Origin of the sequence: Gemmata algarum, from assembly GCF_034097035.1 — a bacterium.
In the GTDB taxonomy this organism is placed as follows: Bacteria; Planctomycetota; Planctomycetia; order Gemmatales; family Gemmataceae; genus Gemmata; species Gemmata algarum.
This window is the reverse complement of record NZ_JAXBLV010000180.1, coordinates 62,895-77,273: the sequence shown is the minus strand read 5'-3', so window position 1 is coordinate 77,273 and position 14,379 is coordinate 62,895. Positions and strand designations below refer to the sequence as shown.

The window sequence follows — 14,379 nt, the reverse complement described above, 5'->3', positions numbered from 1 at the left end:
TCATCGGTTATGTCTTCGCCACGGAGCACCAACTTGGCGACGGTCCACTCGCCTTCCATCTGCTTGAGCTGCGGCTCGCACAACAGCGGCCGGCCGCGGACAGGAGCGCGTATGCGGTGATGACGAGCATATTCCGGTTCGGCGTGTGGGCGTGGGATCACTGCTGGCGACCGCCGACCGGAGATACCCACCTGGCACCAGAACGGCAACGGCTTTTCCGCCACGCTGCGGAGGGCGCTAAACAGGTACGATCAGATTCCGAGCGTTACGGGTAGGAATCGGCCATTAGCGGATCGTCGGATTTGCACATGGCGAACGTTCCATGCGATCGGCACTGAAGCGTACACGAACGGCGCAACTCGATTCCTTTGCCTCTCCTTTGATTTGCAAGCGCAGCCTGTCGATCACAGAGTCAAATTATATCAAGAGTAATTAGCACTAGCATCAATCTTGACGATGCCGCTATCATCGGATGAGCGATGCGTCCCGAATCCGCGGGCGGTGCCGGGTCGGCTTCATGGTGACAGGCCAGCACTGGCGGTTTTAAGATTGAAGGATAGCACCACCGCACCCTTGATGTCGCTGTTCGCCTGTTCCCGCAACTCCAGCGTTGCGGTCTCTGGGTCGACCGCAACTGCGAGATTGACAGCCCCCTGTAGGTCGGCCAACAGGCACCGCCGGAACGTCCCGTCCTTCTTCGGGGCGTACACGGCGACTTTCTTGTAGGAGTTCCCAATACCGTTGTGAGTATCGGTCACCCAGAACACCTTTTTGTCGTACTCCACACGAGTGTACGTGATGCCCCCGGGCTTCTCCGCGACCTCCCGCTGCCACTGCTCGAACTTCCCGGACGATACCTCCAGAGGGTGTGTGGGGAGGAGGAAGTCTTCGGCGGAGAACTCTCGGGGAGCATCCACGTACACGCCGCGCGTGACGCACGAGATGGTGAGTGCCGCGACGGCAATGAAAACGCGCACGTTCGCCCCTTTGCCAAAGTTATCGATATATCTTCCGCCGAACTAACATACAGCTCGCCCGCACCGCCATCGCCGGATGAGTGATGCGCCCCGAATCCGCGGGCGGTGTCGGGTGCCGCGCCGGGTTCGGCCTACTCGCGCCAAGTGTAACCGAACGGCCTGAGCATCTCCAGGAACGCATCCGACTTCTGCGGCGGACAGGCCAGAACCGCGGCGACGAACTCTTCGGGCGGCTGGTACTGATGGTCCTCGACGTAATGGGCGATCAACTCCGGCGCGACGTACACCACCGACGTGGACGGGATCCAGAAGTTCCGCGCACCGCCGGCGCGGCCGGCCCCAGGAGCGGGGTGCGAGCAGAACTCACAGAAGTGCGGCCCCATCACCAGTACCGGCTGCCAGGAGTCGTAGGCGTGCGCGCGAAGGGCGGCCGAGAACCCCGGTGACACGGAGCCGGTGGGGAACGAGTGGTCCGGGTGGAGCCACCCGACCGCGCGAACGTGGTCGCCTCGATCCACTTGGCACGTCGTCCCAAGATCTGGGTAGAACACGGCGACAACCTCGCAGTTCGGCACGGCAAGTGGCCTTCTGGTGGCCGAACGATGAACGCACCTGCCGGCGGGGCTGTGTGAGCTGTGAATCTGGAAAAGCTTACATGCCACGCCGGTCTGGGTCGGCGTCTGCGGCTCACCCCGCCGGCTGGCGGCAGTGCGGGCAGCACAGGTCGGCGAAGTCGTCGGGGCTGATGCCGCCGCCCTCGTTCCCGGCCTCCGGGATGACGACCAGCACCGGCCCGTGAGCCGGGCAGGTGAGGGCGGCGAACGCCCCGCCCGGCTCGGCTTCCACCCCGGACCACCAGCACCACGGACACTCGGTCACCGGTGGCCCGCCCGCGGTGGCGACGAGTTGGAGCCAGTTGCACTCCGGGCACCGGAGCCGCGACACCGGGTGGGCGGTCACGGGCTGGTGCCGCCAACCAGACGCTTCCGTCATCCGTGTACCCTCCGCCGCCGAACGATGAACTCACCTGCACCGCCGTCACCGGATGAGCGATGCGTCTGAATCCGCGGGCGGTGTCGGGTGCCGCCCCGGGTTCGGCTCGCCTTTGCGGCGGGCTCAGTTCGGGACCGCGCCGGTCAACCGCACCTCCAGCCGGTCGCCGACCTGCCGCAGTTCGAACCGGACCGACAGTGCCCGGCCGGCGTACTCAGCCTCCGCGAACGGCACGTCGAAGTCCAACTTCAGCCCATCGTTCCACCACACGTACAGCGCCCCGTCCGGCGTCCGATCTGGGTGGGCGTAGCTGAACCCGCCCAGACCCGGCGCCGGGAACGCCTCAGCGAACGGCCCGTCGGTGGCGTTGACATCGACCATCGCCTCGGCGGCGGTCAGGTCGCCATCGGCCAGATGCCGGCGGAACTGGAGGGCGAACGCCACGCATGCATCTAACGAGTGTACGGACGACACATCGAGCATCCCGCCACTTCTCCCTCGCCGAACGATGAACTCACCCGCACCGCCATCACCGGATGAGCGGTGCGTCCCGAATCTGCCGGCGGTGTCAGGCGCAGCGCCGGGTTCGGCGCCTCAGCGGCGCACGGCCAGAAGCACACACGCCACGAGCGAGCCGAGAATCGCCGCGTGCCCCCACAGGCACAAGATAACGGACAGGAAGCCGGGCATTGGTGGCGGCCCGAACCGACCCCACACCCAGAACGAGCCGACCGCAACCGGTAATCCGGCCCACGGGTTGACGAGAACGGCAACCACTGCAGGAGCCACCACGCACACCGCCGCAAGGAGCGCGATCAGCGACAACATGGCGAGCAGCGATGCGAACTCGCGCATCACAGATACTTCGGATTCCGGCTCGCGTGTCGCCACCAGCAATCTCGTGCGGTCGAACGACCCCGCCCAGCAACCGGGGCCGCTGAAACGGCTATGACGATCAGGAAACCGTCATGCGGCCCCGGTCGGCTGCAGCGACTGGTTCGGCGTCCGGGGCGTTCCGCGCCGATGCCGCCAAGCGAACACGCCAGCGAGAACAACACCCGACCAGACCAATCCGGCCACGAGACCACGCCCGACGATCCAGCTCGTGAAGGTTCGCGTGCCCGAGTCGTTCATGGTCCGGACGGCTTCCACCCCCGAATAGCCGAGCGCGAACACCGTGCCGGCCACCACCCACCCGGCCCAAGCCGCGACAACCAGACCCCGTTCGGCCTGCGGTTGGGATCGGACGAGACGGGCCAGCCCGAGCGAGATGCAACCGAACAGGGCCGTCACTCCAACCCCGGCCGCCACACGATCAGCCACAGACCACCCTGGGAGGGCCTCTTGGCTGCTCCGCAGCGGGTAGAAAGACTGCATGGTGTCGTACACGCCGTAGCCGGCGGCGACGGACAAAGCCGCGAGGCCCACCCACCCCAAACGCTTGCTCATCGGAATGCCCTCTCTTGCCGAACGATGAACTCACCTGCACCGCCATCACACGATGAGCGGTGCGCCACAGATCGCATGGCGGTGTCAAGTGCAGGCCGGGTTCGGCGCCTTCACGCTCGACATCCGGGGTGCGTCTCGCCGGGCCACCGGCCGCGACCTCAGTGCGGCGCGGGGTCGATGAACACGTACAGCGCCCTGATTTTGCCATCCTCGATCTGGGCAACATCGCTCCCGGTGATCAACGCCGAGCCGTCCCGCGGACCGCCACGCCACCGAACGCAGCACATATCGTGGTGTCCCACGGTCGGCCCGGCCACTGTAAACGCGAAGCCGGTCGGGAGGCTCGCGAGTAGCCTCCCGACCGTGTCGGAAATCGCTTGGCGCCCCTGCACTACCCCGCCGGGCTCGTAGAGCGTGGGGGCGGCTGAGTACAGGGCCTCAATGGCCTGCATCCTGGCCGAAGGGGCCGCTTCGCTGAACACGGCGGCGAGGTTACTCTGCATCAATTGCTCGTAGTCGGAAGCCAACACCTCGTCCCCCCCATCTGAAGGCGCTATCGACGGCAGCCAGGACATCTCGCAGGGGCCGCTCGCCGAACAATGAAGCTCACCTGCACCGCCATCATCCAGTCAGCGGCACGTCACAGATCAGCGGGTGGCGTCAGGTGCAGCGCTGGGTTCGGCTTCTGATACGAATCCCCTACCGAGTACCAAGTCCACGACCCAACAACGGCCACAGTCGTGCGTCGGCCGCGAATCGCGGCAGTGATTCAGAACCCGTTCATCCTCGCAACCCGCGTCCTGAAGCGCATCAGCCAGAATCGATAAGGCGTTGAAATCTTCCGAATCGCACATGTGCCGTGCGAGCGCCAGAACCGCTTCGGTGCGCCAATTGGGAGAGAACGCGACCGGCTCGAAGGAGTACAGCCCGAAGGCCGCTTCTTGGAGCGGTGGCTCGGCGTCCCAAGCGCAGACGCACCGAGCGCATGGCAGACAGGCCTCCATGTGTTCGTCGAGGTAGACCGATTTGTTTGTGAATGAGAACCAGCCGTGTCTGGCCATGTAGCCTTCGGACACGCTAATGAGGAACAAGATCAGATCGCGGTCGCCGCTGTTACGAACCTCTTCGGGCAGCGTGTCGAAGAACGGCCACTGGGTGGGATCATCGCCCCAGCCTCGAATGCCCCCAGAAGCTAAGTCGCGCTGCATCGCTCGTTTGAGAGCGAGGAACGGTGTCGGGCCTTCACCACGCACCTCAACGGGCCATTCGCCCTCGGAGACGTCGGTGTAATCGACGAAGACGAACCGCTGACCGGGAATCACCGGCACCGGCCGTCCAGTCAACTCAGCGATGATCAACTCTTCTGGATTCATGTGCCCCACACTGCCGCCGTCCTCGGGTTGCCGAACAAAATAGCTCACCTGCACCGCCATGATGCAGGATGCGGTGCGTCCCGAATCAGCCGGCGGTGTCAGGTGCAGCGCCGGGTTCGGCCTCTGCCGCTCGCAGGTGGAGGAAGCTGCCGTCGGACGCAAGGTCCTGCACCCGCTGCCACACCTCGGCCCCGATGCCGACCAACACCGGCCCGGTGGCCTCCTCGCCCTCGCGGAACACGGCGACCCGATGGTTGATGGTCGGCCCGATGGCGCACCACGAGGTGCAGTTGTAGTTGGCCCCGCACGCCGGGCACCGCAGCAGGAAGCTGCCGTGCTGGACGGCGCTAACGAGCGGGCCATTGCATTGGACGCACGGAATCATCGCAGCGCCCTCTTGTGCCGAACCAGTGTTTAGTGTGCGAAGCACCGGCCCCGCGTCCTCAAGACTGGTAAGAGTCTGTAAGTTCTTACCAGTCTTGGGGACGAGCCGCAAGAGGCTGCCTGGGCAACTGCGCATAGCGCGAAGGCCGCGTGAAGATTCCTTGCATGCTGCCCCGAACTCGCCTCCTTCGCGTCACACCCATCTCGCGCGATCGACCATCAACGGCGGTTCACCGGCTAGCAGCAAATATTACAAGCGGAAGTAGTAGCAACGTTGGCAATTGTCGCAGTCAGTTATTATAGCACGGCGGCACGAGATACACATAGGGCAGAATCATCGGGGATCGAGGGCCGTGGCGGCCAGACGGACCTCATCCATGCGTATCACACGCGCCGCCTTAATATCAGAACTCTTCCTCGAACGCCACGGCGCCGGTTACGCCGAGCTGGTAGGCGGACACCCGGCGTTCGAAGAAGTTGGTCAGCTCCTGCACGTCTTGCAGGTCCATGAAGCCGAACGGATTCTTAGCCCCGAACACCGGGGCGATGCCGAGCGACTCCAGCCGCCGGTCCGCCACGTACTCCAGGTAGCTGCGCAGGTCCGCCAGCGACAAGCCCGCGACCCCCTGGCCCAGCACGTCGCGGGCGAATGCGGTCTCGCACTCCACCGCCTCGCCCAGCATCGCGACGATCTGCGCTTCCAGTTCCGCGTCGAACAGGTCGGGTTCCTCGCGCCGCACGGTGTCGATCACCCGGAACGCGAACGCCATGTGCGCGCTCTCGTCCCGGAACACCCAGTTGGTGCCGGTCGCCAGCCCGTGCAACAGCCCCTTCGAGCGCAGGAAGTAGACGTAAGCGAACGCCGCGAAGAAGAACAGCCCCTCAATGCACGCCGCGAAGCACACCAAATTCAGCAGGAACGCGCGGCGGTGCGCCCGAGTTTCCAGCCGGTCCAACCCCTCAATGGAGTCGATCCACTTGAAGCAGAAGTCGGCCTTCAGCTTGATGGACGGGATGTTGTCCACCGCGGCAAAAGCGGCCTCGCGTGCGGCCATGTCCGGCAGGTAGTTGTCGAGCAGCGTGAGGTAGAACTGGACGTGCAGCGCCTCCTCGTAGAGCTGTCGCGACAGGTACATCCGCGCCTCCGGCGCGTTCACGTGCTTGTACAGGTTCAGCACCAGGTTGTTGCCGACGATCGAATCCCCGGTGGCGAAGAACGCCACCAGCCGGTGAATCAGGTGCCGCTCGGCAGGCGTCACCCGCGCCCGCAAGTCCGCGAGATCGGTGGAGAAGTCCACCTCGTCCACGGTCCAGGTGTTCTTGATCGCGTCCTTGTACATCTCGAAGAACGGCGGGTATCGCATCGGGCGCAGGGTCAGACTCATGCCGGGATCGAGGAGCATAAAAACGGCCTCCGTGCCGTCGGTGAACCGGGGATTCGCGCCCCGGGTGTGGTTGCGTTGACCGAGACTCTCGAACAGGGACAAAGGGGGCGGATGGCCGCGGCTGCGTTTCGCACCTATGCACCCTCGCACTTACGAAGACAATTTTTGACAGGATTAACAGGATCTACCGGATAGAGGCAGATGAATTCTGAATCCTGTCTATCCTGTTGATCCTGTCAAAAATCGCTTGACTTCTCCATCGAGCTTCGGTGCCACCGTCTCGCCTCGGGCCGGCGGCGCTACCACGAGCGGGGCTCATTCCGCCACGCGTTCTTATGACTTTCGGCTTGCTGACTTGAGACTATCGCCTGCCTCTCACTGGCACGCCTCGCACGCGCCGGGGTTTTCGAGCGAGCAGGCGACCGCCGACGTGTCGGCCGGCGCGGCGGTCGGCGTCACGGTCGTCTTCGCGATGGCGGTCGCCGGCCGCGAGCGCAAGTAGTACGTGGTCTTGAGCCCCTTCTTCCACGCGTGCATGTACATCGACGACATCTTGCCGATGGTCGGGCTCTCCAAGAACAGGTTCAGCGACTGGCTCTGATCAATGAACGGCCCGCGCTCGGCGGCCATGTCGATGAGCCCCCGCTGCGGCACCTCCCACGCCGTCCGGTACACCGCGCGCAGCCCCGCGGGCAGTTCCGCGAGCGCCTGCACCGAGCCGTCGGCGAGCTTGATCTTCGTTCGGACCGCGTCCGTCCACAGCCCGAGCGCCTTGAGGTCGTCTACAAGGTAACGGTTCACCTGAAGGAACTCGCCGGACAGCGTCTCCCGCTTGAACAGGTTCGACACCTGCGGCTCCACGCACTCGTAGGCGCCCACGATCGACGCGATGGTGGCCGTCGGCGCGATCGCGACCAGCAGCGAGTTGCGGAGCCCGGTCGTGCGCACCCGCTCCCGCAGCGCCGCCCAGCGGGCCGGGTCGGTCGGCTCCACGCCCCACAGGTCGAATTGAAGTACACCGGTCGCGGCGCGGGTGCTTGCGAACGACGGGTGCGGCCCCCGCGCCGCCGCCAACTCGCAGGAGGTCGCCAGCGCGTGGTAGTAAATCTCTTCCTGAATGCGCCGGGACAGCTCGCGCGCGGCGGGGGCGTCGAACGGCAGCTTCAGTTTGAAGAACACGTCCTGAAGCCCCATCACCCCGAGCCCGACCGGCCGCCACCGGGCGTTCGACGCCGCGGCCTCCGGGGTGGGGTAGAAGTTCACGTCCACGACGCGATCAAGGAACCGCACCGCCGTGCGGACCGTCTCGGCCAGCGCCGCGAAGTCGAACCCGTCGCGCGTGACGTGCCGGGCCAGGTTCACCGAACCGAGATTGCACACCGCGGTCTCACCGGCCGATGTCACCTCGACGATCTCGGTACACAGGTTGGAACTGTGGACGACGGCGCCCGGCTCGGCGGTCTGGTTGCACGCGCGGTTGCAGGCGTCCTTGAAGGTCATCCACCCGTTGCCGGTCTCGGCCAGCGTCTTCATCATCCGCGCGTACAGGTCGCGGGCCGGCACCGACTTCACGGCCAGCCCCTTCGCCTCGGCCTCGGTGTAGGCCGCGTCGAAGGCGGCGCCGAACAGGTCGGTCAGGTGCGGGACGGCTTTCGGGTCGAACAGCGACCACGGCTCGCCCGCCTCGACGCGCCGCATGAACAGGTCCGGCACCCAGTTGGCGAGGTTCAGGTTGTACGTGCGCCGGGCCGGGTCGCCGGTGTTGTCGCGCAGCTCCAGGAACTCTTCCACGTCCGCGTGCCACGTCTCCAGGTACACGCAGCACGCGCCCTTGCGCTTCCCGCCCTGGTTCACCGCCGCCACCGACGAGTCGAGCGTCTTGAGCCACGGGACGATGCCGTTGCTGTGCCCGTTGGTGCCGCGGATCAGCGACCCGCGCGAGCGGATGCGGTGGTACGCCAGCCCGATCCCGCCGGCAAACTTCGACAACTTCGCAACGTCGGCATATCGGTCGTAAATGGCTTCGAGGGCATCGGCGGGAGAATCGAGCAGGTAGCACGAGGACATCTGCGGACGTGCGGTGCCGGAGTTGAACAGCGTCGGGGTGCTGGGCAGGTAACGGTGCGCGGACATCAGCCGGTAGAGTTCGATCGCGTCCGCGGCGGACTCGGCCAGCCCGCAGGCCACCCGCAGGAAGAAGAACGCCGGCGTTTCGATGACGTGGCGCGTGTCGGGGTGCCGGAGCAGGTACCGGTCGTACACGGTGCGCAGCCCGAAGTACTCGAACAGGTCCGGCGCGGGCTCGGCGGCGGCGGCGTTGAGCTTGCGGGCGTTGGCGGCGACGAACGCCATCGTACCTTCGGCGACCAGCCCGTGCCGGTACCCGGCCGCGATCGACTGCGAGAACGAATGAACGTCCTGGTTGGCGACTTCCTTATCGACGTAGGTCGCGAGCAGCCGTGCCGCGAGCCGCGAGTATTCCGGCTCTTCCGAAATGAGTCCGGCGGCGGTCTGGATCGAGAGCCGGTCGAGTTCGGCGGTGGTGGCCCCGTCGTACAGCCCGCCGATGGTCTTCACCGCGACCCGCATCGGGTCCACGCCGGGGAGCCCGCCGCTGCACCGCTGCACCGCGCGGACGATCTTGTTCACGTTAACGTCTTCGAGCGCGCCGCTCCGCTTGCGGACCTGCATGAGCGACGGCGAATCGGGGAGCCGCGGGCGCCCCGCGGGCGGGGGAGTGATTGTGAGGTCGATGGCGGGGGTGGTCACGGCTCTCTCCCGGTGAACGCGGTGCGCGCGGGGAAAGAGCACAGGCGGATGGGTACGTGCGCGAGCGCACGGATGCCGGCCGCCCGCCGCCTTCCCCTCGAAGGCACGGGTGTGTCCGCGCGGCGCAGGGTGTGCGCGGCGCGGGTCGGCGGCAGGTCTTCGGACTTCGGGCCGGTGCGGCGAACCGCACACCTACTGGCCGTCGCTTCCCGGCCCACCTGGGCCAGTGCGTGTGACGGCGGTCGTTCCCGTTACCGCTGCGTGGGGCAGTCCCGGATTTCCACCGGGTTCCCTTTTAGTCAGCCGCGCGAGGCGCGGCCGAACCGACGACAGGCACCATCATCGGCGTTCCGCGCTGCCGGCCGCAACCAAATCCGCGGGCCGTGGCAAACGCGGCGCCGCGGGTGCAAGGCAGGCAAGCCGTGCGCGTTACGCGGGCCGGAACCGGTTGCGGCGCTGTAACGGGGGTTAGGCGTTCGGCCTGTGAAAATGTCCCCGGCCCCGAAGGCAACCTACCCCCCGGCCCCCTCGCCGTGCTCGCCGGCCCGGTCCGCAGAGCTTCCGTGGGCCGGCGGGAAGGGAGGGGGTGGCGCGGGGAGGAGTGATCCCGGGGCGTGCAGAGCACGCGGGCTCTGCCTTGAGTGTGGTCCGCTCGCTCCGCGAGCGGTGCTCCGCGTATCACTTGACCGGTACGCAATGCCCCCTCACGAACTCGCAACCGCTCGCGGAGCGAGCGGGCCACACTCAAGGCCAAAGGCGACCCACCCCCAGCCCCTCCCTGAAGGGAGGGGAGGAAGGCATCGGCACACCGATTCCGCTTCGGGTGCGCGGTGGCTTTAGCTCCCCCTCCCTTCAGGGAGGGGGTCGGGGGGTGAGTTTTCGCCCCGCGTGCGCATGTCGCCCCGGGACCACGCCTCCCGGCGCCACCCCCTCCCTTCCCGCCGGCCCACGGAAGCTCTGCGGACCGGGCCGGCGAGCACGGCGAGAGGGCCGTGGGGTCGGTCTCCCCGGTCACGCGCGGTCACCCGGCCACACCCGTCTTCCCCCCCGTAACACTGGGCCGCCCCCGCGCGTGTAACGAGCGCCCGCCGACGTTACACCGGCGAGAAGATGTTCGATCGATGAAAACAGGAACAGCGGTGACCACTATGACCGGTGTGAACCGGGCAGCGCCCGGCAGGACTTACGGCGCCCCCCCCCGGCGGCGCGGGGTGACCGAGGTGGCCGGTGCCATCGGCCGGAAGGTCCCCCGGTGTCGGGCGCGGCGTCCCGCAGGAGCAGTTGGATGACGGAACCGGTCCCGGCGCGGCGGTTCGGGCGCGTGGCGTACCACCTCCCGTTCGCGCGACTGATCCGCCCGCACACGGCCCAGGAGCACGACGGCCGGGCGGCCCGCATCCGCGCGCACAAGCGGGTGCGGGTGGTGACCGACACCCACCACCTTGGCGACCCGAACTGTTGTGGCCCCAGGCCAAGTCATTTTGCGCCTGCCGAACGCCTTACAGCGCCACGTCAGCGACTCGACTGGACATCCGCTACCCATTCGCGGGTCGTTCGCTGGCAGCTCGCTGGGGCACAGCTACCACCGAATCCCACACCCCCAAGCACAGGAGCGGGGCACCGATGTGACGGAGTTCGAGTGCAGCGATCGAGACTCAATGCTTTGAATTCAAATGAGTTGCGGCGAATGTCATGTGCAGGCGAGTTCGCTTTTCGGGCACGGATTTTGGGCCGGCCGGTTGCTCGAAACCGGTCGCGGGGTAGTGGAAAACTTCCGGAAGCTCCAAAAGGGGGAATTGCGGTGGGGAAATGCCCGATGTGCCGAACGCGCGACCCGCGGCAACGCAGCGAACGGCACCGGTACAGCGAGTCAATTATCCGGGGCGTCGTCCGGATCGTCGTCCGGGTCGTCGTCGAGTTCGATGAACCCCATCGACGTGTGCGGCGGGCGCGGGGCCTCGGGGCGCAGGTCCGGAAGGTGCTCGGTCGGCCCGCGCGCCGGGGCACCGGACGGGGACCGCAGCAGCAGCGCCGGCGCCGCAAGGGCCATCATGAACACGCCCGACCCCGCCACCACCCAGCCCACCAGGCGCTTCAGCTTCGCCGGGGACAGCTTGCCGGTCCTCCGCGCGCCGAAGTAGCTGCCGAGGATGGTCGGCGGGCCGACGATCAGCAGGCTCAGCGGGTGCAGCCCGCCGCCGGCGCCCCACGCGGTGATCGCGGCGGCCACCGCCGTCGCGCACCCGATCACCATGTTGCTCCCCACCGCCACGGCGGGGTCGAGGCGCAGCCACCGGATCATCATCGGCAGCCGGATCGTTCCGAGCATCAGCCCCGTGATCGCAGCCACCGCCCCCAGAATGAGGCCGATGACGATCTCCCACACGGCCAGCCACCGGCCCGGCTTCCCGGCCGGGGCCGCCGCCCCTTTCTCTTCCTTGCGGCCGGCGCGGACCAGTTCCCCGCCCGAGTAGACGAGCATGGCCCCGATCACAACGTGCGACCACACCGGGCTGACGGACACGAAGAACAGCACCCCGATCACCGCCCCGATCATGGACGGCAGGCCCATCATCAGCAGCACCTTGCCCGACACCCGGCCGTCGCGGACGTGCTTCAGCGACCCGGCCAGCGCCCCGGCCCCGGACACGGCCAAGTTCGTGGACGCCCCGGCGATCGGGTTCCCCAGCACGTACACCAGAAGCGGCAGGCGCAGGTGGCCGAGGATCAGCCCCGCCACGGCGCCCACGTAGCTCAGCACGAACGAAATCACCCCGGTCCCGACCAGCAACAGTACGCGCTCGGTTTCCACCCGCCCCTCCTGAACGGCCGCACGGCAGCCCGGTGCATTCTAGAGCGCGTCCCGCCGCCAAGTTGGCCTACCCAACGGCCGCGCGGTCGCGGTACAGTCCCTCCCGATTTGTTGGGACGCGAACTCCCCCGCCGCCGTTACACCGGGGCGTGCCATCGGCCGTGTACCGCCGGGCCACGGCCGGGCGCCGCGAACCGTTCGCGCACGGCCACGCGCCGGGCGACTTCGCACCCCTTATGCCGCGTACCAAAGGAGCGAACCCGCGTGTCTGACGCATCGCCCGAACCAGCACTAACCCCCGCTCCTGCTCCCGAACCGCTCCCCGCCCCCGAACCGCCCCGGCTCCCTCCGCCCCCGTGGTGGCTCCCGGGGCTGGCGCTGGGGCTCGTCGCGGCCCTGGTCATGGGCCTCGTGAGCTTGGTTGATGCGCCCGACGAGCACCCGAGCGGCGCGTACCGGGCCACCGCCCGGGTGCTGCTGCGCCCGCCCCCCGGCGAGCCCACCGTGTCCGACGCCGAGCGCCAGCGGGCCGCGTTCCTGTTCCGCGACCGTGCCCTGCTCACCCGCGCGCTCGAAGCCCCCAACGCCCCCGACGAGTCCGGGCCGGCGGTCCTCGAGCTCGAGCGCCGGCTCACCGTCGAAGCGGGCGAGAGCGGCGTCGTCACCGTCAGGCTGTTCGGCGACGCCCCGGACGAACTCGGCGCGCGGCTCGACCGGATCGTCGCGCGGTTCGTCGAGGAGTTGGCCACCCGCGACCACAAGACCCGCAACGAGCGGGTGAGCCAGCTCGAGCAAGCGGAGTCCGCGCTCCAGTCGGAAATCAAGCTGCAAGAGAAGACGCTGAAGGTGGTCTCCCACGCCAGCGGCGGGGGCGGCGCGGCGCTCCGCGAGCAGCTCGTTCGGGCGGAGACGGACCTCGCGCGGACCACGCCCGAGCGGCTGCTGCTCGAGTACCGCGCCGAGGCGCTCAAGAAGCGCCGGGCGGACGGTGGGACTCCGGACCCGGTCGAAGCGCTGCGGCTCGTGGACGCGGACCCGCGCGTGGCCCCGCTGCTGGCCCAGCGGGCTACCGCGGCGGTCGCGCTGGAAAAGGAGCGGGCCACCGCGAGCGAGGCGGCGCTCAAGGAGTTGCAAGCCAAACTGAACCAAGCCACGGCCGCGCTCACGGCTGCGCGCTTGCCGGTGCGTAAAGAAGTGGACGCGCTCCTGCGCGAGGCCGACACGCACCGGGCGGCGAACGAACTCGCCGAGATCGAGTTGCGGCTGGCGGTCGCCCGGGCCGCGCAAGAGGGGCTACGGCAGGAATGCGACGGGCTGCGCAAAGAGCTCGCCGCGGCCCACGTGACCGGGGCCGCGGCCGAGAGCGTGCGCCGGGAGCTGGCGCCGCTGCAACAGCACCTCGACAAGATCGGGGCGCAGCTCGCCCAACTGCGGGCCGACGGGCTGGCCGACGGCGCCCGCGCCCGCCCAGCCGGGCCGGCGGTGGTGGACCCCGTCCGCCGGCCGTGGCGCGGGGGGCTGGCGTTCGGTGCGGCGGTCCGGGCGTTCGCCGTCGCGTTCGTACTGGCGACCGCGTTCCAGCTCACCGGGCTGGTGTTCCACGCGCTGCGCCCGCGGTAACGGTCGCGGGCGCGATCAGCCGACGAAGACGCCGAGGTTCAGCGGGTTGCTCGGCGCCACTTCGGACAGCAGCGCGAGCGTCACCCCGTTGAAGGTGCGGTGCCGTCCGGCTGCCACCGGGCCGGCGCCCGCGGCCGGGGTACCGTTGTCGTTGACGCTCAGCGTGGCGGTCGTCAGCGCCCCCAGCACGGCCCCGCCGGTCGGGGTGGAGAGCGCAAGGGTAACGGTTTCGAGGCCCTCAACAAGGGTGTCGTCGGTGAACGGAATGGTCAGCGTGGCGGCCGTCGCCCCATCCGGGAAGGTGATGGTGTACGGCCTGCTGGCGAAGTCCGTGCCCGCGGTCGCGGTGCCGCCCGTCACGGTTATGGTCACGGCCACCTCGCCGCTGGCGCCGCCGGAGCGGGACAGGGTGACGACCGCCGCCCCGCCCTCGGTGGCGCTGAAAGTGGAGAGCCCGAACGAAAAAGTGCCGGCCGGGGCCGCCGCTACCGCCAGCCCGGCCAGGGCGGTCGCGCCCGCCCCGACGCGACGTGCGAATCTCGTGCGATGCCGACTCTTGTATGAGGTCCGAGCGAACAAAAACCGAAAACGAACAGATGGCTAAAATGGCGAGGATA

Annotated in this window: 15 protein-coding genes and 1 riboswitch; of the genes, 2 read left to right on the top strand and 13 right to left on the bottom strand. The window is 67.9% G+C overall.

What is annotated here, in order from left to right:
• A partial coding sequence (locus R5W23_RS16100; protein WP_320687173.1) for a hypothetical protein occupies positions 1-275 on the top strand: 275 nt, incomplete at its 5' end.
• Between the two features lie 240 nt (positions 276-515).
• On the opposite strand, the gene R5W23_RS16095 is transcribed toward R5W23_RS16100, so the two are convergent.
• From R5W23_RS16095 to R5W23_RS16040, 12 genes are all read right to left on the bottom strand, one after another.
• Positions 516-977: a hypothetical protein gene (locus R5W23_RS16095; RefSeq protein ID WP_320687172.1), complete on the bottom strand. Its 462-nt coding sequence runs from the start codon at positions 975-977 to the stop codon at positions 516-518.
• A gap of 131 nt (positions 978-1,108) precedes the next feature.
• On the bottom strand, positions 1,109-1,528 hold the full coding sequence (locus tag R5W23_RS16090) for a DUF7919 family protein (RefSeq protein WP_456320365.1): 420 nt from the start codon (positions 1,526-1,528) through the stop codon (positions 1,109-1,111).
• Positions 1,529-1,664: 136 nt separating this feature from the next.
• Entirely contained in the window at positions 1,665-1,970 is a 306-nt protein-coding gene (locus tag R5W23_RS16085) for a hypothetical protein (protein WP_320687170.1), read from the bottom strand.
• Positions 1,971-2,093: 123 nt separating this feature from the next.
• Positions 2,094-2,453 carry a hypothetical protein gene (locus tag R5W23_RS16080; RefSeq protein WP_320687169.1) on the bottom strand — a complete coding sequence of 120 codons (360 nt, stop codon included), beginning with the start codon at positions 2,451-2,453 and terminating at the stop codon, positions 2,094-2,096.
• A 111-nt stretch (positions 2,454-2,564) separates the two neighbouring features.
• Entirely contained in the window at positions 2,565-2,825 is a 261-nt protein-coding gene (locus R5W23_RS16075; protein ID WP_320687168.1) for a hypothetical protein, read from the bottom strand.
• Positions 2,826-2,936: 111 nt separating this feature from the next.
• Entirely contained in the window at positions 2,937-3,419 is a 483-nt protein-coding gene (locus R5W23_RS16070; RefSeq protein WP_320687167.1) for a hypothetical protein, read from the bottom strand.
• Positions 3,420-3,577: 158 nt separating this feature from the next.
• Entirely contained in the window at positions 3,578-3,922 is a 345-nt protein-coding gene (locus R5W23_RS16065) for a nuclear transport factor 2 family protein (protein ID WP_320687166.1), read from the bottom strand.
• A 144-nt stretch (positions 3,923-4,066) separates the two neighbouring features.
• Positions 4,067-4,852, bottom strand: a complete 786-nt coding sequence (locus R5W23_RS16060) for a hypothetical protein (RefSeq protein ID WP_320687165.1) — start codon at positions 4,850-4,852, stop codon at positions 4,067-4,069.
• Between the two features lie 25 nt (positions 4,853-4,877).
• Entirely contained in the window at positions 4,878-5,177 is a 300-nt protein-coding gene (locus R5W23_RS16055; RefSeq protein WP_320687164.1) for a hypothetical protein, read from the bottom strand.
• 403 nt (positions 5,178-5,580) lie between these two features.
• Positions 5,581-6,579: a ribonucleotide-diphosphate reductase subunit beta gene (locus R5W23_RS16050; protein ID WP_320687163.1), complete on the bottom strand. Its 999-nt coding sequence runs from the start codon at positions 6,577-6,579 to the stop codon at positions 5,581-5,583.
• Between the two features lie 357 nt (positions 6,580-6,936).
• Positions 6,937-9,252, bottom strand: coding sequence for a ribonucleoside-diphosphate reductase subunit alpha (locus R5W23_RS16045; RefSeq protein WP_407936133.1), 2,316 nt, complete (start codon positions 9,250-9,252; stop codon positions 6,937-6,939).
• Positions 9,253-9,463: 211 nt separating this feature from the next.
• Positions 9,464-9,673: riboswitch (cobalamin riboswitch) on the bottom strand.
• A gap of 1,527 nt (positions 9,674-11,200) precedes the next feature.
• Positions 11,201-12,142, bottom strand: a complete 942-nt coding sequence (locus tag R5W23_RS16040) for a sulfite exporter TauE/SafE family protein (protein WP_320687161.1) — start codon at positions 12,140-12,142, stop codon at positions 11,201-11,203.
• 264 nt (positions 12,143-12,406) lie between these two features.
• On the opposite strand from R5W23_RS16040, the gene R5W23_RS16035 reads away from it, so the two are divergent.
• Positions 12,407-13,762: a GumC domain-containing protein gene (locus tag R5W23_RS16035; RefSeq protein WP_320687160.1), complete on the top strand. Its 1,356-nt coding sequence runs from the start codon at positions 12,407-12,409 to the stop codon at positions 13,760-13,762.
• 15 nt (positions 13,763-13,777) lie between these two features.
• Here the strand turns inward: R5W23_RS16035 and R5W23_RS16030 are convergent, their stop codons facing one another.
• A complete protein-coding gene (locus R5W23_RS16030) occupies positions 13,778-14,341 on the bottom strand; it encodes a Calx-beta domain-containing protein (RefSeq protein WP_320687159.1) in 564 nt (187 codons plus the stop codon).
• Between the last annotated feature and the right edge of the window lie 38 nt (positions 14,342-14,379).